Consider the following 19,524-nt stretch of genomic DNA (forward strand, 5'->3'; position numbering starts at 1 on the left):
TCAGCCCCTCGGGTGCGATGCCTGGAGTTCCGCACGTACGGCGGGGGTGAGCACCTGCCCCGCACGATCCACCAGTAGCGTCATCTGGTAGGCCACCAGGCCCATGTCGCATTCGGCCGAGGCGAGCACCGCGAGACACGAGCCGTCGCTGATGGACATGATCAGGAGCAGCCCGCGCTGCATCTCGACCACCGTCTGGTTGACCGGGCCGCCCTCGAACACCCGCGACGCGCCCTGCGTCAGGCTGATCAACCCGGCGGCGACCGCGGCGAGCTGGTCCGCCCGGTCCTTGGGGAACCCATCGGAGTACGCCAGCGGCAGGCCGTCCGCCGACACCACCACCGCGTGGGCGACGCCGGGGACGGATCCCACGAAGTCGCTGATCAGCCAGTTGATGCCGCGAGCCCCCTGGCTCATCTCTCTCATGCGTCCTCCACATTCTTGGGCCCGGGATATCCCTGGTCCTCGCTCAGTTCGCCTCTGGTCACCGCGCGGCCCTGCTGTACGCCGCGTTGCAGGCTGGAGAGCCGGCTGCGCATGCGGTCGGGGGACAGCGCGGGCGGCGGGGAGGCCGCGGGCCCGGCCGAGCCGACGGAGCCGACGGAGCCGGGAACGAGGTTGGCCCTGGGCACCCGCTTGGGCAGGCCCGAGGACGTGTTCCCCTCCCAGGACGGTTTCCGCACCGCGGCGTCGGCGGCCTGCCAGCCCGCCTCCACGTTCTCCTGCTGCCGCCATTCCGGCCCCGTCTCCGACGGGGGCACGCGCTGGAACCACGCGGACTCCACCGAGGCGAAGATCGGCAGGAACTCCTCCTGCTGGCGTTCCTCGACGGGCGTGTTGCGCAGCGCTGGCAGCGGACCTGTCGCGTCGTCGAACTCGTGCTCCTGGCGGCGGGGCCGCATCCGGATCTGGGTGTCCTGAGGAGGAATGGACGAGATCGCGGGCGGCGGCGCGTGCCAGCCGACCTGGGGAGGAGGCGCGCCCCACCCGGGCTGTGGGGCGGTCGGCGCGCCCCAGACGGGCTGCGGATCATGCTGGGGCGTCCACGCGGAGGGGAAGCCGTTCGGGTGCGCGGCCACGGCGGGCTGCGCGATCACGGGTTCCGGCAGCAGGACCATGGCGGTGAGCCCGCCGTCGTCGTGCGGCCTGATCTGGACGCGGATGCCGTTGCGCAACGCGAGACGGCCGACCACGAACAGGCCCATGCGGCGGGACACCGACACGTCCACGACCGGCGGGTTGGCGAGCCGCCAGTTGGTCTCCGCGATCTCCTCGACGGTCATCCCGATGCCGGTGTCGGTGATCGAGACCATCATCCCGCCGCCGTCGATGCGGTTGCCCGACACGATCACACGGCTGTCCTTGGGAGAGAAGGCCAGGGCGTTCTCGACCAGCTCGGCGAGCAGGTGGATGACGTCGTTGACGGCCTGCCCGACGAGCGCGACGTCGGACGGCATGTTGATCACTACGCGCTCGTAGCCCTCGACCTCGGAGAGCGAGGCGCGGACGACGTCGGTGACCTCGACCGGCTGGCTCCACCGGCGGGCGGGCTCCTGGCCCGCGAGGACCAGCAGGTTCTCACTGTTACGGCGCATGCGGGTCGCCAGGTGGTCCAGCTTGAACAGGTTCCCGAGACGGCCCTCGTCCTGCTCGCCCTGCTCCAGCCCGTCGATCAGGGCCAACTGCCGCTCCACCAGTGTCTGGGTGCGGCGGGACAGGTTCACGAACATGGCGCTGATGTTGCTGCGGAGCTGGGCCTCGTCACCGGCCAGCCGGATCGCCTCGCGGTGGACCTCGTCGAAGGCGCGCGCCACCTCGCCGACCTCGTCGGCCGAGGCGACACCGATCGGCTGGACCGCGGGCGGGCCGCCCATGCCCTCGGATTCGCGCAGCCGCTGCACCGTCTCGGGCAGCCGGTGCCCGGCGATCTCCAGCGCCTCGCGGCGCAGCCGCCGCAGTGGCAGTACGAGCGAGCGGGCCATGATGGTGGTGATGAGCACGACGAACAGCAGGACCGCGACGACGAGCGTGATGTTGAGCACCGCGACGCTACGGGCGTCCTGCTGGAAGGTGAGGCTCTTCGCGATGACGGACTTGGTCAGCGCGTCGCCGACCTTCTGCATGCTGTCGATCCGGTCGCTGATCGCGTCGAACCACCGCGTCTCGTCGGATCCTCTGCGGTCGAGTGCCCGGACCGGCTGCCCGGCCTTGGCCATGCCGAGGGCGCGTTCGGTCAGGAACGCGGCACGGTCGACCTTCTGGCCGGTCACGGTGTCGCTGTAGAGCTGGCGCTGGCCGGTGCTCGCCTCGGCGAAGAATCCGCTGAGCTCGCTCTCCTGCCCCGCGCGCGCGGAGGTGAAGGCGTCCATCTCAGCGGGGTCGAACTGCTGCCTGGCCAGCCCGACGGCCAGCAGCGCACGCTGCTTCGACACCGCTTCCTTGGCGCGGACGAGTGAGCCGAGCGCCTTGATGCTCGCGTTGAGCTCCTCGTCCACGACACCCTCCGCGGCCGTGTCGTACAGCCGCAGGAGGTCGGAGATGATGATGGAGTACTTGGTGAGGGACGGCAGCGGCGGCAGCGAGCTTTCCAGCACGATCTCCCGCAGCGCGGCCATCTCGCCCAGGCGGCCGTTGGCGCGGACGACCTCCTGCCGGCCGAGGTCGCCGAACACCTCGGTCGCGGCCTGCATCTTGATGCGTACCTGTTCGACCGCGGTGTTGACGGTGCCCTGCTGGGTGCGGATCGGCGTGAGGTAGCCGCCGCCGCGTCGGCCGGCGGCGATGTAGCGGATCGACAGGTCCCGTTCGAGCTGGAGCTCGTGCGTCAGGTTTCCGACGCTTCCGACCAGGTCGATCGCCTGCCGTACGCGCTGGTATTCGGCGGCGGTGCTGATCGAGCTGGTCACCCGGAATCCGCCGAGAAGCATCGCGACCACGGTGGGCAGCACGATCAGCGCGAGGAGCCGGGTGCGCACGCGCCAGTTCTTCAGTGCCCACTGGTTCCCGGTCGCCGGTTCCGGCGGCTGCGTGCTCGCGGTGGGCGCACCGCCGGCGACCGGCTCGCCGGGCGGCTGGAGCTCGGCGCGGCGACCGCTCTCGATCGTTGCTGTCCTCACAGGTCGCAACCTCTCGCGCTGGTCTTTCCAGAAGGACTTTCAGGGGATTCGCTCGGGAAGCCTGCCACGAGTCCGGGGCAATTTGAGCACAAAGCGACGAGATTGACCAACCACTCGATCTCCTTCAAACGTTCCAAAGACCGCCTGGATGGCGAGGAAGCGATGCGGAGAGAGCGATATCCAGGGAGGATTACGCACAGCGACACATGACCGAATCTCGCCCCGGTCGCAAAACCGGTCCAAATCCCTACACGCAGGGTTATGGACATAGTGGATTTATTGACAAGTTTTGCGACATAGGCGACTTATTCCGCGTTAGGACGTTTTGTCTGCTGTACGCTTCTCGCCCGTCGCCCGTCTTCCGCGATCTTCACACCGGTCGGGCACACTTCCTTCCCCAGCCAAGGAGACTCCATGCGACTTATGGGTCGGACCTTCGCCGTCGGTGTCGTGGCCGCGCTCGCGCTCACGGCATGCGGCGGTTCAGATACGGACACCTCCTCCTCGTCGAACGGCGCCGCCGCGAGCGGAGGACTCGAGAAGACCACGCTGGTCGTCGCCACCATCCCGGTCCCGGACATCGCTCCGCTGCAGGTCGCGATCGACCGCGGCTTCTTCAAGGCCGAGGGCCTCGACGTCAAGACCGAGGTCGTCGCCGGTGGCGCGGTGGGCATCCAGAAGCTGCTGGGCGGGAGCATCGACCTCACGCTCGGCGCCTACATCGGCACCTTCCTCGCCCAGGAGAAGGGCGCCGGCAAGTTCAAGTACGTCGCCGACAGCTACGGCGCCGCGCCCGGAGCCTTCGTCCTCATGGTCAAGAAGGACTCTCCGATCAAATCCGCGGCCGACCTCCGAGGCAAGAAGATCGCAGTCAACACGTTCAAGAACGTGAGCCAGATGACCGCCGAAGTGCAGATGAAGGTGGCCGGAGTAACGGCCACGCAGGACCAGTTCGTGGAGAAGGCCTATCCGGACATGCCCGCGGCCCTGGAAAACGGTCAGGTCGATGCCGCGGCTATGGTCGAGCCGTTTATCACTGTGGAATCCAAGGCGGGCGGAAGAATCATCGCCGACGCCATGGCCGGACCGACTCAGGACCTCCCTGTCGCCGGCTGGCTGACCACAGAATCGGTCGCCGATAAATACCCGAAGACCATGGCCGCATTCCAGCGCGCGCTCGGAAAGGCGCAGGAACTCGTGGCGAACGACCGAAAGATCGTGGAAGAGGTCCTGCCGAACTACACCAAGATCGACGCGGCCACCGCGGCGGTGATCGCCCTCGGCTCCTACCCCACGTCGCTGAGCGAGACGCGGCTCCAGCGGGTGGTGGACCTGATGAAGGAGTACAACTACCTGAAGACCGACCTCGACGTGAAGTCCATGATCCTGGCGCCTCCCGCCGCCTGACAGTGACGATCACACGATCATGAACTACGCACGAGTGCTCCGCGGCGTCGTGGGCGCCGCGGGGTTCCTCGCCGCCGCCGAGCTCGTCGGCATGAGCGGGCTGGTGGACGACCGATTCCTGCCGCGCATGTCCACGGTGCTCGCCGGCGCGGCCGGCCTGGTCACCGACCAGGACTTCCTCGCCGACGCCGGGGCCACGCTCACCGTCTGGCTCCTCGGGCTCCTGCTCACGGTCGCGGTGGCCGTACCCGCCGGGCTGCTGCTCGGCACCCTGCCGCGGGCCGAGGCGGCGGTGCGCCCGCTGATCGAGTTCCTCCGCCCGATCCCGTCGGTCGCGGTCATCCCGCTGGCCATCCTGCTCTTCAGCGACAACCTGAACCTCAAGCTGGCCGTCATCGTGTACGCGTCGTCCTGGCCCGTACTGATCAACACCATCTACGGCCTGAAGGACGTCGACCCGCTCGCCAAGGAGACCCTGCGCAGTTTCGGTTTCGGTCCCCTCCCTGTCCTGGCCAGGGTGGCCCTGCCCAGCGCCGCCCCGTTCATCGCCACAGGGATCCGCGTCGCGTCCGGCATCGCGATCATTCTGGCGATCAGCGCGGAACTGATGGCCGGAGGATCCGAGGGCATCGGGATCTACATCACCGAGGCGGCGAGCGGAAGCCGCGTCGACCTCATGCTGGCCGCCACCCTGTGGGCCGGCCTTTTCGGCGTCGTCGCCGACTCCGTGATGGTGGCGCTGGAACGCCGCCTGTTCCGCTGGCACCACGTCCGCACCGGAGGAGCCCGATGAACGTCGTCAAGGCTCTCGGCCGCCTCTGGCTCGTGCCGGTCGCGCTCGTGGCGTGGGAGGTCGTCACGCGCGTGGCGGAGCAGCCGTTCTTCCCTCCCCCGTCGGCGATCCTGGCGCGGATGTACGAGCTCTGGTTCTCCGGACCGCCCTCGCACCTCCTGCTGACGGACGGCGCGCTCGCCGACCTCGGCCCCAGCCTGGCTCGGCTGTTCACCGGCTGGCTGGTGACCGCGGTCATCGGCATCGCCGCCGGGATCGCGATCGGGTGCTCGCCCCGGCTGTCGGACTACGTCGACCCGCTGATCCAGTTCGGCCGGGCCGTGCCCCCGCCGCTGCTCGTGCCGTTCTTCCTGGCCCTGCTGAAGCTCGGCACCCCGGCCCAGCTCGCCACCATCGTCTTCGGAGTGATCTGGCCGATCCTGCTCAACACCATCGACGGCGCGCGTACGGTCGACCGCCAGCACCTGGAGACCGCGCGCATCTTCGGGTTCTCCGCGGCCCAGCGGTTGTGGCAGGTCATCCTGCCCTCCGCGATGCCCAAGATCTTCGCGGGGCTGCGGCTGGCGCTCTCCCTCGCGCTGATCCTCATGGTGATCGCCGAGATCTTCGCGGGCACCGACGGGATCGGCTACCGGCTGCTCTACACGCAGCGCAGCTACCTCTACCCCGACATGTGGGGCTGCATCGTGCTGCTCGGCCTGCTCGGCTACCTGCTCAACTCAGCGTTCCTGCTGGTGGAACGGCGCGTTCTGGCCTGGCATCGAGGTGCCAGGCAGACTACCTAGGAAGGTCCCGTGCTCGAGATCACCGATCTGGTCCACTCGTACGGCTCGCACCGCGTACTCGGCGGCGTGAGCTTCTCCGTGGCCGAGGGCGAGCTGGTCAGCGTCGTCGGCCCCTCGGGGTGCGGGAAGTCCACACTGCTGCGATCCGTCGCCGGGCTCATCCGGCCGTCGGGTGGGCGGATCACCCTCGGCGGGGAGCCCGTCGAACGCACGCCCGACAACCTGGCGATCGTCTTCCAGGACTACAGCCGGTCCCTGTTCCCGTGGATGTCTGCGGCCAACAACGTCGCCCTGCCGCTGCGGCGCAAGGGGATGGACCGGAGGCGGCGCAGGGAGGCCGCGATGACGGCCCTCGAACAGGTCGGCCTGGCCGACGCGGGCGGGAAGTTCCCGTGGGAGATGTCCGGAGGCATGCAGCAGCGCGTCTCCATCGCGCGGGCGCTCGCCTACCGGCCATCGCTGCTGCTCATGGACGAGCCGTTCGGATCCGTGGACGCGCAGACCCGCGAGGACCTGGAGGACCTGGTCCTGAACGTCTGCGCCCACCACGGGATCACCATCCTGTTGATCACCCACGACATCGACGAGAGCGTGTACGTCGGTGACCGGGTCATCGTCCTCACGCGGTCCCCGACGCGCGTCGCCGCCGACCTGGAGATCGGCCTCGGCCGTTCGCGCGACCAGATCGCGACCAGGCAGCTCGACGCCTTCGTCCGGCTGCGCGCCGAGGTGGGCCGTCTCGTCCGGGGCGGTCACACCACCACCCCCGCCTCAGTTCTGGAGAAGCATTGATCGACTCCACCGGCCCCATCTGGGACGCCATCATCGGCCTCTCGCGGTTCGGCGCCCTGGCCACCATGGCCGAGCTGGGCTGCGCGGACCATCTGGCCGCCGGCCCGCTCAGCGTCACGGACCTGGCCGCCGCCTGCGGCGCGCACGCCCCGTCGCTCGACCGGGTGATGCGCGAGCTCGCGGCGATGGGCGTGGTGCGCACGGTCGCCCCCCAGGTCTACGAGCTCACCGAGGCCGGCGACATGCTGCGCGGCGACGTGCCCGGCAGCATGCGCCCCGCCGTACGGGTGATGGCCGAGGCGGGCTACTGGCACGCGCTGGGCACACTCCCCGAGTCCGTACGGCGCGGCCGTTCCGTGTTCGTGGAGCAGTACGGGCCGTACTACGACTACCTGGCGGAACGTCCCGAGGCGGCGCGGAACTTCAACGCCTACATGGCCACCCGTGCGGCGCCGATCGAGGCGGCGCTCGCCGGCGGCTACGACTTCTCCGGCGTGAAGACCCTCGTGGACGTCGCCGGAGGGAAGGGGCACCTGCTGGCCGCGGTGCTCGACGCCTACCCGGCCGTGCGCGGCGTGCTCTTCGATCTGGACCACGTGGTTGAGGACGCCCGCGAGCCGCTGGACGCGCGGGGTCTCGGCGACCGGTGCGAACTCGTCGGCGGTGACTTCTTCCAGGGGGTGCCCGCCGCCGACGCCTACCTGCTGGCCAGCATCATCCACAACTGGGACGACGACGCGGCCCTGCGGATCCTGGGCAACGTCCGTGAGGCGATGACCGCGGACGGCAGGGTGCTGCTGCTGGAGATGGTGCTGCCCGACGACGACTCGCCGCACATCGGCAAGGAGATCGACCTGCGGATGCTCACGCTGTTCGCGGGCGGCAGGGAACGGACCCGCGGCGAGTACGCGGCGCTGCTCGCCGCGTCGGGCCTGTCGGTCTCGCGCGTGGTGCCGCTCCCGGCCGGGGCGAGCCTGATCGAGGCCCTGCCCGTCTAGGGTCCGTCTCTCCGGCGGGCCGTCCCCGTGGATCGTCCCGTGGATCGTCCCGTGGGTCGTCGCTGCGGCGATCCACGGGGCCCGGCCGGGAGCACGCGCGCGCCGCCGATCTCGGGCAGAGAGCCCCTCCGACGCGCCCCCGAAGGGCATAACTCGAAAAAATAGGACCGCAACAGGAATTCATCCGGCCCGAAACCGGCACGATTCGTGGAACGGTCCAAAGCAGCAAGCGATAGCAACCGGGATATCTTCGGCATCTATCGCGCTTCGCCTGGCATCTACCCAGTTAGGTGACAAAAGCCAGATATGGGGATCTTTCGCAGGCCCGAAGCTCGGGGGAACCTGGCCGCCGCTTCCCGCGTACGGGGCTGAACGGACGAGGCGGGCGAGGCGGACGACACCGCCGGCCGGGGCGGACGCGTGGCGGACGCGCACCCCGGCCGTTCGAGCGCACGTCTCGCCGGGACTCCGGCCGTTCGCGCGCTCGCGTGCCGGGCCCCGGTCAGCGGCCGCCCCAACCGGGTACGGCGACACGCATCGTCAGGGCGTGCTCGACCAGAGTGATGAGCGTGGTCTTGACCGACTCCCGCGTACGCGCGTCGGTGCGGACGATGGGCACGTGCGGCGACAGGCTCAGGGCCTCGCGTACCTCGTTCTCGCTGTGCGGGTACTGCCCGTCGAAGCCGTTGACGCCGACGACGAACGGGAGCTGGGCCTCCTCGAAGTAGTCGACCGCGGGGAAGCTGTCCGCCAGCCGCCGCGTGTCCACCAGCACGACCGCGCCGATCGCACCGCGTACGAGGTCGTCCCACATGAACCAGAAGCGATGCTGACCCGGCGTACCGAACAGGTAGAGGATCAGGTCCTGGTCCAGGGAGACCCGGCCGAAGTCCATCGCCACGGTCGTCGTGGTCTTGTGCGGTACCAGGCCCACGTCGTCGATGCCGGCGCTGGCGTCGGTCATCACCGCCTCGGTCGTGAGCGGCATGATCTCCGAGACCGCGCCGACGAAGGTGGTCTTGCCCACACCGAAACCGCCCGCCACCACGATCTTCGTCGAGGTCAGGCCCCGCTGAGAGCCATGGCTAGAGCCTGCGAAGTCCACTGAGCACCCTTTCAAGCAAGTTCAGATCCGGCTTACCAGCCTCCAACTGCGGCTGGTGCACGTGCACCAGCCCCTCCGCCGCCATATCGGAGATCACCACGCGGACCACGCCCAGCGGGATCCGCAGCATCGCCGAGACCTCCGCCACGGACCTGATCTGGCGGCACAGCGAGACGATCGCCTGCCGCTCCGGCGTGAGCGTGGACAGATCCTGGTGAGTCGAGGTCGCGGAGGACACGAGTGCCTCCATCGCGAGTTGGAGACGCGGTGCCGTACGCCCACCGGTCACCGCGTAGGGGCGCACCAGTGAACTCGGTTCCGCCGGCCCCGGTTGAGGAATCGGGTTCGTCCCGCCATAGTGCCGGTGGGCGTCGTCCACCGGCGGGTAGGGCTCATCCGTCCAGCCGCCGCCTGCCACAACGTCCTCCTGTCATCACCTTTATCTGGGCTGGGACGCCTGGAGCTCGGCGCGTACCGCGGGGGTAAGCACCTGTCCCGCACGATCCACCAGCAGCGTCATCTGGTACGCCACCAGACCCATGTCGCAGTCCGCGGACGCGAGCACCGCGAGACACGACCCGTCACTGATCGACATGATCAGGAGCAGCCCGCGCTGCATCTCGACCACCGTCTGCGTGACCGGGCCGCCCTCGAACACCCGCGACGCGCCCTGCGTCAAACTGATCAACCCGGCGGCGACCGCCGCCAGCTGGTCCGCCCGGTCCTTGGGGAACCCATCGGAGTACGCCAGCGGCAGGCCGTCCGCCGACACCACGACCGTGTGGGCAACGCCGGGAACGTTGTTCACAAAGTCAGTGATCAGCCAGTTGATGCCGCGAGCCGCCTGGCTCATCTCCCTCATGCGTCCTCCTTGTCAGTGTCCGGGCCGCCGCCGGTCATCGGCGTCGCCCCCGGATAACCCTGGTCACCGCTGACCTCTCCTCGCGCCACCGCGCGTCCCTGCCGGATGCCCTGCTGGAAGCTCGCCAGCCGGTTGCGTACGCGGTCGGGCGAGAGCGAGGGCGCGGGCGGCGGGGGTGCCGGCGCCGCCGACGCCGACGCCCCACTGGAGGCGATCGCCGACGCGGAACCCGGTACCAGGTTGGCCTTGGGGACCCGCTTGGGCAGACCGGAGGAGGTGACTCCGCCGAGCGACGGGTCGCTGGCGGCCTTGGCGGCCTGCCAGCCGGCGTCGGCGGGGGACGACCATTGCCGTGCTTCCAGCGGATTGGTCTCCATGCCGGACTTCTTCTCGGGCTCTTCGGTCCCCGGCTCGACCTTCTTGAACCAGTCGGACTCGACCGCCGCGAAGATCGGCAGGAACTCCTCCGGCTGGTCCTCCATCGGCGAGGTCCGTACGACGGGCAGGGGGCCGGTGTTGTCCACATCCGGCTCGAACGCCCCGCGCGGAGCTGCCGGCCAGCCGCCCGAGTCTCCCGGCGGGCTGGGCCAGGAGGAGCTGCCGGGCGCGGGCAGGTGACCCGGCCACGGCGTGTCCACGGGAGCGCCGGTGGCCTTGCCACGCTCGAACGGGGGCGGGTCGAAGGGGTTGCGCGCGAACGGCTCCGGCTCCGGGGCCGCGCCCGCGCCGAACGCGTTCTTCGCGAAGGGGTCCGCGGCCGAGCCCTGCTCGAACGGAGGCGGGTCGAACGGGCTGCGCGCCGGAGCGGGCGGCGGGTCGAACGGGTTCCGCGTGGCCGCCGGCGGGTCGAGCGGGTCGCGGGCCGTCTGGGGCGCGTCGAACGCGTCACGCGCGAACGGCTCCGGCTCCGGGGCCGCGCCCGCACCGAACGTGCTCTTGGCGAACGGCTCCTTGTCCCGTCCGAACGTGTCGAACGGGCCACGCTCGAACGGGTCCGCGCCCGGGGTGCCGACGCCCGGCGCGTCCGACCCGATCACCGGCGTACGCGGCGGGGCGTCGAAGGACGTCGGGCTGGCCAGCGCCGGGGCCCCGCCGAACTGGGCGGCGGGGTCGGCCGGCGGCATGCCCGGGAAGGCCGGGCCGGCCTGGGCGAGCAGCGCCTCGGGCAGGAGCACCATGGCGGTGAGGCCGCCCGCGTCCTGCTGACGGAGCTGCACCCGGATGCCGTGGCGCAGCGCGAGGCGGCCGACCACGAACAGGCCCATGCGGCGGGACACCGACACGTCCACGACCGGCGGGTTGGCGAGCCGCCAGTTGGCCTGGGCGAGCTCGTCCGCGGTCATGCCGATGCCCAGGTCGCTGACGGAGATCATGAGACCGCCGCCGTCGATCCGGTTGCTCGACACGACGACCTTCGTCTCGCGGGGGGAGAACGAGATCGCGTTCTCGACCAGCTCCGCGACGAGGTGGACGACGTCGTTGACGGCCTGGCTGACGACCGCGCCGCCCGCCGACACCTGAAGGCTCACTCGCTCGTAGTTCTCGACCTCGGAGAGCGAGGCGCGGACGACGTCGACGACCGGGACCGGCTGGCCCCACCGGCGGGCGGGCTCCTGGCCCGCGAGGACCAGCAGGTTCTCACTGTTACGGCGCATGCGGGTCGCCAGGTGGTCCAGCTTGAACAGGTTCCCGAGACGGCCCTCGTCCTGCTCGCCCTGCTCCAGCCCGTCGATCAGGGCCAGCTGCCGCTCCACCAGCGTCTGGGTGCGGCGGGACAGGTTCACGAACATCGAGTTGACGGCGCTTCGCAGCTTGGCCTCGTCGCCCGCCAGCCGGATCGCTTCCTGGTGGACCTCGTCGAAGGCCCGGGCGACTTCACCGATCTCGTCGCGTGTGTTGACCTGGATGGGCGCGACCTCGACCTTGACCGAGTCGTCCTGTGCCTCGCGCAGCATCTGGACCGTGCGCGGCAGCCGCGAACCGGCGATCTCCAGCGCCTCGCGGCGCAGCCGCCGCAGCGGCCGGGTGAGCGATCCGGCGACCGCGGTGGTGATCAGCAGCATCAGGCCGAGGAGTAGGAGGATCGCGGAACCGGAGATGATCGCCCGGCGCTGCTCGTCGTCCGCCAGGGTCTGCGTCTGCGTCACGACGGACCCGGCGAGGCGCTGCTCGACGACGTTCATCTTGTCCACGGTCGTGGTCATCGTCTCGAACCACAGGCGCAGGTCGTCGCCCCTGCGGGTGCGGTCCAGGTCGATGATCCGGTTGTACTCGCGCATCTGGGCCAGCGCGCCGGCTCGGAGGGAGTACGCCTTCTCGATCTGGAAGCCCTTGACCGTCTGGGTGTAGAACTTGACGTCGTCGGGCGAGGCTTCCTTCTGGAAGGTCTCGAAGTTGCTGTCCTGCGCCTGGCGGGCTCCGAGGAAGTCGGAGAGGTCGTCGTAGGTGAGCGCCTTCTCGGCGATTCCGACGGTGAAGATGCCTCGCTGGCGGGCGACCTGCTCCTTGGCCCGGCTGAGCGCGCCGAGGGCGATGCCGTCGGCGAACAGGCGGTCGCTACCGGTGGCGGATCGCAGCTCGTCGCCCAGCGCGTTGAACGCCTCGATCATGGTCGTGTACGTGCCGAGAACGGCTCGGGCGGGCACGCCGCTGGAGACGAACTGCTTCCGGAGGCCGGTGAGGCCCTCCATCCAGCGCTCGATCTCCTCGACCCGGTTGCGGACACGGGTGGAGTGGCCGCTGTCGAGCTGCGCGATGGTGTCGGCGACCTTCTTCCTGGCCTTGTCCACGTCCTGCTGCGCGCTGCGCACTTGGGCCAGCCGGGCCGGCCTGCGGCCGGTCGCCGTGTACCAGGCGGTGTAGTCACGTTCCATCGCGACCTCGTGCGAAAGGCCGCTGACCGCCTGGACCAGGCCCGCCACCTCGTTGAGGCGCCGGTATTGGACCGATGTGTTGACCGCGTCGGCAAGCTGGATGCCACCGAGTAGCACACCGACGACCGTGGGAAGCAGGATGAGCGCGACGAGACGCGACCTCACCCTCCAGTTCCCCAGCCGGAACCAGCCGCCGTCCCCTGAGGCGCGCCTGGACGCGGTGTCGGAGGCCGGCATCGATACCGGTACCGCCTCCGGCTCTGGGGCAGCCTTGGGTTCTTGAGTACTCACGGGTTTTCGCAACCTCTTGCCGAAGCTCATATACGCGCAGCTATGGCCCTCAGCCGCGGGGCGGCTGTGATGCCTGGGACGTCATTGAAGCGAGGGTAATTGGAACACACCATTACCAGATCGGCCAAACGTGCACCGCGCGCAGTCGTGACCTTATTCCCACAGAACGGGATGTATAGGACCGCATTTGGGTCAGCCCAAGTGATCAAAATCGGCTGATCCTGTCGTTGTAACGGTCCCGGCGCCCCCCAGAAGGGAGGCGCCGGGTCACACGTCGAACGTGAGGTCAGCCGTGGGTCACTCGGATCACTGCTGCGCCGCGACCTCCGTCGCGAGGCGGGTGTACTTGGCCGAGTCGGCACCCAGGTCGATGATCGACTCGCCCTGGAGCAGGTCGGCAGGGCTCAGCTTGAGCGACGGGAACGACTGGACGAGAGCGGGGTCGACCTTGTCCATGGCGGCCTTGTTCGGCACCTTGTAGAGGATGTTCGCGGCCACCCAGCCGTGGATCTCCGGGTCGAGGATGTAGTTGATGAAGGCGTGCGCCGCCTCCTTGTTCTTGGAGCTCTTCAGGATCACCATGGTGTCCGCCCAGAGGTCGCTGCCCTCCTTCGGCACGGTGAACTTGATGTTCTTGACGTTCTCCGGGCACCAGCCGTCCCACGCCTCGACCATCACGGCCTCGCCCGACTTGAGGCGGTCGCCGAACGTCGTGTCGTCGTACGCCAGGAGGTGGGACTTGGCCTTGAGCAGGAGCTCCTTGGCCTTGGCGAGCTGGCCGTCGTCGGCGGTGTTGATGGAGTAGCCGAGCGACTTGAGGGCGGGCAGGGCCAGCCAGCGCTCGGTGGTCATCATCGTGACCTTCTTGTCGTACTCCGGCGCCGGGTTGAGGATGTCGTTCCAGCTCGTCGGCGGCGTCTTCACCAGGTCGCTGCGGTAGCAGATGCCGGTACTGCCCCAGGTGTAGGGAACCGAGAACTTGTTGCCCTTGTCGTAGGACAGCTCCGACGCCTCGGGGTAGAGGTTCGCGAGGTTCGGGATCAGCTCGGGGTGCAGCGGCTCGAGCAGGCCCTGCTCGCTGAGCGCCTGGGCGTACTGGCCGGAGACGAAGGCGACGTCGAAGCCGCCGTTGTTCTCGCTCGCGGTGAGCTTAGCCATCGCGGTCTCGTTGGTGTCGTGGATCGCGATCTTGATGTCGAAGCCGAGCTTCTGCTTCACCCGCTGGGGAAGGTCCTTCGGCGAGTAGCCGTCCCAGATGGTGATGTTGAGCGACTGCTTCTTCAGGTCGGCGTTGGGGTCCAGCTTCGCGGCGGACGCGGTTGGAGCCGCCCCGGCTCCTGTGGTCTCCGACGAGCCGCACGCTGCCAGGGCAAGGGCAAGACCGGCCACGACGGCGGCAGCCGGAAGACGACGGGTGTACCGGGTACGGGACACGACCGTAACTCCTTCGGGATTCAGATCTTCGAGAGCTCTGCAAAGGGCAGGCCAAAGGAGGAGTGTTGCAGCCCAGACCAGGTTTAAGCAAGACTTATCGGACAGCGTTAACGATCGGACGACGAGTTGATTTGAATCCGTGTTCAACATGGCGCATCCTGTGACTGGTCCGTGAAATCGGACAAAACGCCACAATCGCCATCAATAAGGGGCGCCTCGACGACCCTTTTCGGCTCGGTCCGGCGCCGCGCTCAGGACACGGCCCGCACGCGGAGCACGTACTCCACGAGGCTGATCAACGTGGACTTCACCGCCTCGCGCGAGCGTGCGTCCGTACGGACCAGTGGGACGTGGGGGGCGAGGGACAGCGCCTCCCTGACCTCTTCCACCGAGTGGTGGAACGTGCCGTCCCAGCCGTTCATCGCCACCACGAAGGGCAGCCCGGCCTCCTCGAAATAGTCGATGGCGGGAAAGCAGTCGGCCAGCCTGCGGCTGTCGACCAGCACGACCGCGCCGATCGCGCCGCGTACAAGATCGTCCCACATGAACCAGAACCTGTGCTGACCGGGAGTGCCGAACAGGTAAAGGATGAGGTCCTGGGCCAGGGAGAGGCGCCCGAAGTCCATCGCCACGGTGGTCGTCGTCTTGTTCGGCGTGAGGCCGAGGTCGTCGATGCCCGCGCTCGCGTCGGTCATGACGGCCTCGGTCGTCAGCGGGAGGATCTCCGAGACGGCACCCACGAAGGTGGTCTTGCCCACGCCGAACCCACCGGCCACGACGATCTTCGTTGAGGCGAGGCCCCGTTGAGAGCCGTGGCTAGAGCCTGCGAAGTCCACTGAGCACCCTTTCGAGCAGGTTGAGGTCTGGTTGTCCCTGGTTGAGCTGGGGCACATGCAGGCGGACCAGACCCTCATCGGCCAAATCGGCGATGAGCACGCGGGCCACGCCGAGCGGAACCCGCAGCAGCGCGGAGATCTCCGCGACGGAACGAACGGAACGGCAGAGCACGATGATCGACTCCTGCTCGGGGCTGAGCAGCGAGTAGTCATCGCTCATCAGGGTCACCGATGATACGAGAGTCTCCATCGCCAGGTGGTAACGCGGCTCGGAGCGTCCGCCGGTGACGGCGTACGGACGGAAGAGGGGCTCGTCCTCTTCCCCATCACCAGGGCGCATGCCTGTCTCCCATGACCGGGCGTCAGCGGCGGGTGGACTGCAGCTCGGCGCGGAGCGCCGGGGTCAGCACCTGGCCGACCCGCTCGACCAGCAGCGTCATCTGGTAGGCCACCAGGCCCATGTCGCAGTCGGCCGCGGCGAGCACGGCCATGCAGGATCCGTCGCTGATCGCCATGATCAGCATCAGCCCGCGCTGCATCTCGACCACCGTCTGGGTCACCGGACCGCCGTCGAAGACGCGGGACGCGCCCACGGTCAGGCTGAGCAGACCCGCCGCCACCGCGGCGAGCTGGTCGGCGCGGTCGGGCGGGAACCCGTCGGAATTGGCCAGCCGCAGCCCGTCCGCCGACACGACCACGGCGTGCGCGACACCGGGGGTGCCGCCGACGAACTCCGTGATCAGCCAGTCGAACCTACGTGCCTCAACGCTGAGGGCGGTCACGAACTTTCCTCCTCATTACCGGGCTTCTCGGCTTCGGCGCCGGACACGTCGGCCCGGCCGCGCCGTACACCCTGCTGGTAGCTGGACAAGCGGCTGCGCACCAGATCCGGCGACACCGCCGGCCTGGGTGGGGCCGGAGTGCCCGGCGCCGCGCCCACCGAGCCGGGCACAAGATTGGCCCTGGGGGTCCGCTTCGGCAAACCCGCCGACGTGACGCCTCCCAGAGAGGGGGCGCTCGCCGCGGCCGCCGCCTCGAATCCGCTGTCCGCGCGGGACGCCCAGCCACCCCGCGACGGGTCGCCGCCGGGACCTCCGGAGGTGGCCGGAACGGCGGTCGCGCCCCCGCCCGGCGACACGGTCCGCCCCTGTGCCGAGCCGTTCCCGTGCCCGGTCGCGGATCCGGTCGCGGATCCCGGCGTCCCGGGTACGGCACCAGCGGGGGCGGCACCGGGCACGGCGCCCGCGGCCGGAGTCGCCGGGCGGCGGAACCACGCGGACTCGACCGAGGCGAAGATCGGCAAGAACTCGTCTCCCCGTTCGAGGTGCGCGTCGTCCGCGATGTGCGAGGGGACCGGCGGGGCCCCCTCCACGGGGAAGGCGCCGGAATGCTCCGTGAACCTGGGCAGGGCCGACGGCGCGTCCATCGTGGACGCGTACGACGCCGGGGGTGCCTGGCGGCTGTCGCGACCGGAGCCGTCGGCGGGTGCCGTACGGTCCGCGGTGCCGGCGCGGTTCGGGAGCCCGGCCGAGCCGCCCGAGTCTCCTGTGGGAGCGGGATAGGCGACGGGGCCGCTCGGGCCCTGCCGGTCCGCGTCCCTGAACGCGGGGAACTGCCCCGTGCTCCGCCGATCCCCGTCCCTGAACGCGGGGAACTGCCCCGTGCTCTGCCGGTCCGTGTCTCTGAAGGCGGGGAACTCCCCTGTGCTCCGCCGATCCCCGTCCCTGAACGCGGGGAACTGCCCCGTGCTCTGCCGGTCCGCGTCTCCGAACGCCGAGAAGCCCCCTGTGTTTCCTGTGCTCCCGTTGTCCTGCCGACCGGAATCGCCGAAGGCGGAGAACCCTCCCGTGGGAAGCTGGGCCGCTCCCCCGGAGGCGGAGAAACCACTGGCGGCCGGTGTGCGTGTCGGCAGCCCGTTCCCCCGGGTCGTCCCCGCTCCTGAAGGAGCGGACGTCGCCGAAGGCTCACGGCCCGGCGCCCCGCTCCCCGACGCACCGGTCCCTGCCGCATGGGCGCCCGCCGTGCGCGCGACGGGACCTGTCGCCGGACCCGGCGCGGCGGCGATCTGGGCCCGGCCGACGCCGTTCCCGGCGACCTGTCCGAAGCCGTTGCCCTGACCCTGGCCGAACCCGCTCCCGGCCGGCGCGGGGCCGTTCCCCGGAACCTGCCCTGTGGTGGTTCCCGGAGCCTGCCCGGCGACGGGCCGGTCGGTGCCGGAGACGAGCTCGGCGGGGAACAGCACCATGGCGATCAGGCCGCCGGCGTCACCCCTGCGCAGCTGGACCCGGATGCCGTGCCGCAGCGCGAGGCGGCCGACCACGAAGAGACCCATCCGCCGGGAGACCGACACGTCCACCATGGGCGGCTCCGCGAGCCGCCGGTTGGCCTCGGCCAACTCCTCCTGCGACATGCCGATCCCGGAGTCGCTCACCGAGAGCAACACCGCGCCGCCCTCGATGCGGTCGCTCGACACCACGACCTTCGTACGGTCCGACGAGTAGGCGATGGCGTTCTCCACCAGCTCGGCCACCAGGTGGACGGAGTCGTTGGCGGCGTACCCGGCGACCGAGGCGGTGCGGTGGACCCGGACGGTCACCCGCTCGTAGTCCTCGACCTCCGAGAGCGCGGCGCGCACGACGTCGACCAGGAGGGCCGGCTTACTCCGCTTGCGCGCGGGCTCGTGCCCGGCGAGGACCAGGAGGTTCTCGCTGTTACGCCGCATGCGGGTGGCCAGGTGGTCCAGTTTGAACAGGTCCGACAGGCGGGCGCCGTCCTGCTCGCCGCGCTCCAGGCCGTCGATCAGCGAGATCTGCCGCTCCACGAGCGTCTGGGTGCGCCACGACAGGTTCACGAACATGGCGTTGACGTTGCTGCGCAGCCGGGACTCCTCGGCGGCCAGCCGTACGGCCTGCGCGTGCACCTCGTCGAACGCCTGGGCCACCTCGCCGATCTCGTCGTTCGTGCCGAGGTCGATGGGCCGCACCTCGGGCACGTTCTCGGGGTCGTCGGACTCGCGCATCCGCCGTACGACCTCGGGCAGCCGCATGCCGGCGACCTCCAGGGCCTCGGCGCGCAGCCGGCGCAGCGGCCGGACCATCGACCGGGCGATGAGCACGGTGGTGGCGAGGACGAGCAGGAGGAGGGCGAGGATGAGCCCGGCCGCGATCAGCGCGTTGCGCTGCTCGGCGGACTGCAGGTCCTTGGCACGGTCGATGACGGCGCCGGAGAGCCGCTTCTCGGCGACCGCGAGCTGCCCGATCGTCTTGGTGCTGTGCTGGAACCAGCGCACCAGGGTCCGGTCCCTGGCCTGGTAGCGGCTCAGCGAGGAGTTCTGGATCGCCAGCGTGATCGCCCACGACTTGGTCAGCTCGGCGTCGACCACGTCCTTGTCGCTGAGGAGGCCGGCCAGGAACGCGGCGTCGCCGGAGCCGGTCTCGGCGTAGAAGCGGTCGATGTACCCCTGCTGCCGGGACTGGGAGGCGATGAAGTCCCTCAGCTCGTAGCCGGTGAACCGCTGGTTGGCCTCCATCAGCTCCCTGGTCAGCATCTGCCGCTGCTGGGACGCCTCCTCCTTGGCGTACGCCAGGGCGCTCAGGGCGCGCATGTCCGCGACGACGAGGGCGTCGTCGCTGCTCTGACCGAGTTCGTCGTGCAGGCGCAGCAGACCGGCGATGATGCCGGTGTAGTCCTCCTCGGTGCCCTTCTCGCGGACGTTCTCCAGGCCGGAGAGCCGGTTCCCCGCCTGCTCCGCCTGCTGTACGGCACGCACGCCGTAGCTGTCGTCGATCTTCGCGAGGTCGGCCGCGACCTTCCGCGCCAGGCCGTCGACCGCCACGCGCTGGTCGGTCAGCGTGAGCTTGGTGGTGCCGTCCACGTTGAACACCCGCTTGGCACCGCCGCCGCGCGCGGCGAGGTCGCGCTCCATGGCGAGCTGCTGGGCGAGGTCGCGGAGCCGTACGGAGTATTCGGCGGCGGAGCTGGTCCGCTGGTATCCGTTCAGGCTGCCGACCGAGTCGACGACCCTGGCGCCCGCGAGGGCCACCGCCACGAGGGTCGGGGCGACGATCAGGGCGGTCAGCCGGGAGGGGACACGCCAGTTGCGCGGTGCGAGGCGGTCCGCCCACGTGCCGCTCCGCGCTCCGGCCGCTTCGGGCGTACCCTCCGCGCCACCGCCGCTCTGCTGCTCCGTACTCACCGGCCCCGCCATTCTCGGGATGCCATCACGCATCCCG

16 protein-coding genes are annotated in these 19,524 nt (G+C 69.8%); 5 read left to right on the forward strand and 11 right to left on the reverse strand.

Features of this window, described 5'->3' with window-relative positions; genetic code table 11:
* Positions 1-426: a roadblock/LC7 domain-containing protein gene (locus tag AB0I59_RS13340; protein ID WP_061259054.1), complete on the reverse strand. Its 426-nt coding sequence runs from the start codon at positions 424-426 to the stop codon at positions 1-3.
* Positions 423-3,116, reverse strand: coding sequence for a sensor histidine kinase (locus AB0I59_RS13345; protein ID WP_358132592.1), 2,694 nt, complete (start codon positions 3,114-3,116; stop codon positions 423-425). Before AB0I59_RS13345 ends, AB0I59_RS13340 begins: the two co-directional genes overlap by 4 nt.
* A gap of 450 nt (positions 3,117-3,566) precedes the next feature.
* On the opposite strand from AB0I59_RS13345, the gene AB0I59_RS13350 reads away from it, so the two are divergent.
* Genes AB0I59_RS13350 through AB0I59_RS13370 form a run of 5 tightly spaced genes read left to right on the forward strand, consistent with a single transcriptional unit; the run spans position 3,567 to position 7,891 of the window.
* The gene (locus AB0I59_RS13350) at positions 3,567-4,523 is read left to right on the forward strand and encodes an ABC transporter substrate-binding protein (protein WP_358132594.1); all 957 of its coding nucleotides are present in this window, start codon (positions 3,567-3,569) and stop codon (positions 4,521-4,523) included.
* A gap of 19 nt (positions 4,524-4,542) precedes the next feature.
* Positions 4,543-5,316, forward strand: coding sequence for an ABC transporter permease (locus AB0I59_RS13355; RefSeq protein WP_358132596.1), 774 nt, complete (start codon positions 4,543-4,545; stop codon positions 5,314-5,316).
* Entirely contained in the window at positions 5,313-6,101 is a 789-nt protein-coding gene (locus tag AB0I59_RS13360) for an ABC transporter permease (protein WP_061259050.1), read from the forward strand. Before AB0I59_RS13355 ends, AB0I59_RS13360 begins: the two co-directional genes overlap by 4 nt.
* 9 nt (positions 6,102-6,110) lie before the next feature.
* Entirely contained in the window at positions 6,111-6,893 is a 783-nt protein-coding gene (locus AB0I59_RS13365) for an ABC transporter ATP-binding protein (RefSeq protein ID WP_061259049.1), read from the forward strand.
* Positions 6,890-7,891 (forward strand): methyltransferase, encoded by a 1,002-nt coding sequence (locus AB0I59_RS13370; protein WP_358132599.1) that lies wholly within the window; start codon positions 6,890-6,892, stop codon positions 7,889-7,891. The genes AB0I59_RS13365 and AB0I59_RS13370 overlap by 4 nt, the downstream gene beginning before the upstream one ends.
* 502 nt (positions 7,892-8,393) lie before the next feature.
* On the opposite strand, the gene AB0I59_RS13375 is transcribed toward AB0I59_RS13370, so the two are convergent.
* The 9 genes from AB0I59_RS13375 to AB0I59_RS13415 all read right to left on the reverse strand — a co-directional run bounded on the left by AB0I59_RS13375 (position 8,394) and on the right by AB0I59_RS13415 (position 19,520).
* Entirely contained in the window at positions 8,394-8,996 is a 603-nt protein-coding gene (locus AB0I59_RS13375) for a GTP-binding protein (protein WP_082777341.1), read from the reverse strand.
* Positions 8,977-9,414, reverse strand: a complete 438-nt coding sequence (locus AB0I59_RS13380; protein WP_082777340.1) for a DUF742 domain-containing protein — start codon at positions 9,412-9,414, stop codon at positions 8,977-8,979. The genes AB0I59_RS13375 and AB0I59_RS13380 overlap by 20 nt, the downstream gene beginning before the upstream one ends.
* Positions 9,415-9,435: 21 nt before the next feature.
* Entirely contained in the window at positions 9,436-9,858 is a 423-nt protein-coding gene (locus tag AB0I59_RS13385; protein WP_061259046.1) for a roadblock/LC7 domain-containing protein, read from the reverse strand.
* On the reverse strand, positions 9,855-12,896 hold the full coding sequence (locus AB0I59_RS13390) for a nitrate- and nitrite sensing domain-containing protein (RefSeq protein WP_358132602.1): 3,042 nt from the start codon (positions 12,894-12,896) through the stop codon (positions 9,855-9,857). Before AB0I59_RS13390 ends, AB0I59_RS13385 begins: the two co-directional genes overlap by 4 nt.
* 432 nt (positions 12,897-13,328) lie before the next feature.
* A complete protein-coding gene (locus tag AB0I59_RS13395; RefSeq protein WP_061259044.1) occupies positions 13,329-14,456 on the reverse strand; it encodes a polyamine ABC transporter substrate-binding protein in 1,128 nt (375 codons plus the stop codon).
* A 251-nt stretch (positions 14,457-14,707) separates the two neighbouring features.
* A complete protein-coding gene (locus AB0I59_RS13400; RefSeq protein ID WP_061259043.1) occupies positions 14,708-15,292 on the reverse strand; it encodes a GTP-binding protein in 585 nt (194 codons plus the stop codon).
* On the reverse strand, positions 15,273-15,632 hold the full coding sequence (locus AB0I59_RS13405) for a DUF742 domain-containing protein (protein WP_061259042.1): 360 nt from the start codon (positions 15,630-15,632) through the stop codon (positions 15,273-15,275). Before AB0I59_RS13405 ends, AB0I59_RS13400 begins: the two co-directional genes overlap by 20 nt.
* Before the next feature lie 22 nt (positions 15,633-15,654).
* Positions 15,655-16,074, reverse strand: a complete 420-nt coding sequence (locus AB0I59_RS13410) for a roadblock/LC7 domain-containing protein (RefSeq protein WP_061259041.1) — start codon at positions 16,072-16,074, stop codon at positions 15,655-15,657.
* Entirely contained in the window at positions 16,071-19,520 is a 3,450-nt protein-coding gene (locus AB0I59_RS13415) for a sensor histidine kinase (RefSeq protein ID WP_358132607.1), read from the reverse strand. The genes AB0I59_RS13410 and AB0I59_RS13415 overlap by 4 nt, the downstream gene beginning before the upstream one ends.
* Positions 19,521-19,524: the final 4 nt, after the last annotated feature.

Source organism: Microtetraspora glauca (genome assembly GCF_040656155.1).
GTDB lineage: Bacteria > Actinomycetota > Actinomycetes > Streptosporangiales > Streptosporangiaceae > Microtetraspora > Microtetraspora glauca.

What these genes read in the sequence shown, in the direction of transcription:
- AB0I59_RS13360 (WP_061259050.1), top strand. Translation starts at nt 5,313, where the DNA reads ATGAACGTCGTCAAGGCTCTCGGCCGCCTCTGGCTCGTGCCGGTCGCG.
- AB0I59_RS13340 (WP_061259054.1), bottom strand. Translation starts at nt 426, where the DNA reads ATGAGAGAGATGAGCCAGGGGGCTCGCGGCATCAACTGGCTGATCAGC.
- AB0I59_RS13355 (WP_358132596.1), top strand. Translation starts at nt 4,543, where the DNA reads ATGAACTACGCACGAGTGCTCCGCGGCGTCGTGGGCGCCGCGGGGTTC.
- AB0I59_RS13405 (WP_061259042.1), bottom strand. Translation starts at nt 15,632, where the DNA reads ATGCGCCCTGGTGATGGGGAAGAGGACGAGCCCCTCTTCCGTCCGTAC.
- AB0I59_RS13385 (WP_061259046.1), bottom strand. Translation starts at nt 9,858, where the DNA reads ATGAGGGAGATGAGCCAGGCGGCTCGCGGCATCAACTGGCTGATCACT.
- AB0I59_RS13415 (WP_358132607.1), bottom strand. Translation starts at nt 19,520, where the DNA reads ATGCGTGATGGCATCCCGAGAATGGCGGGGCCGGTGAGTACGGAGCAG.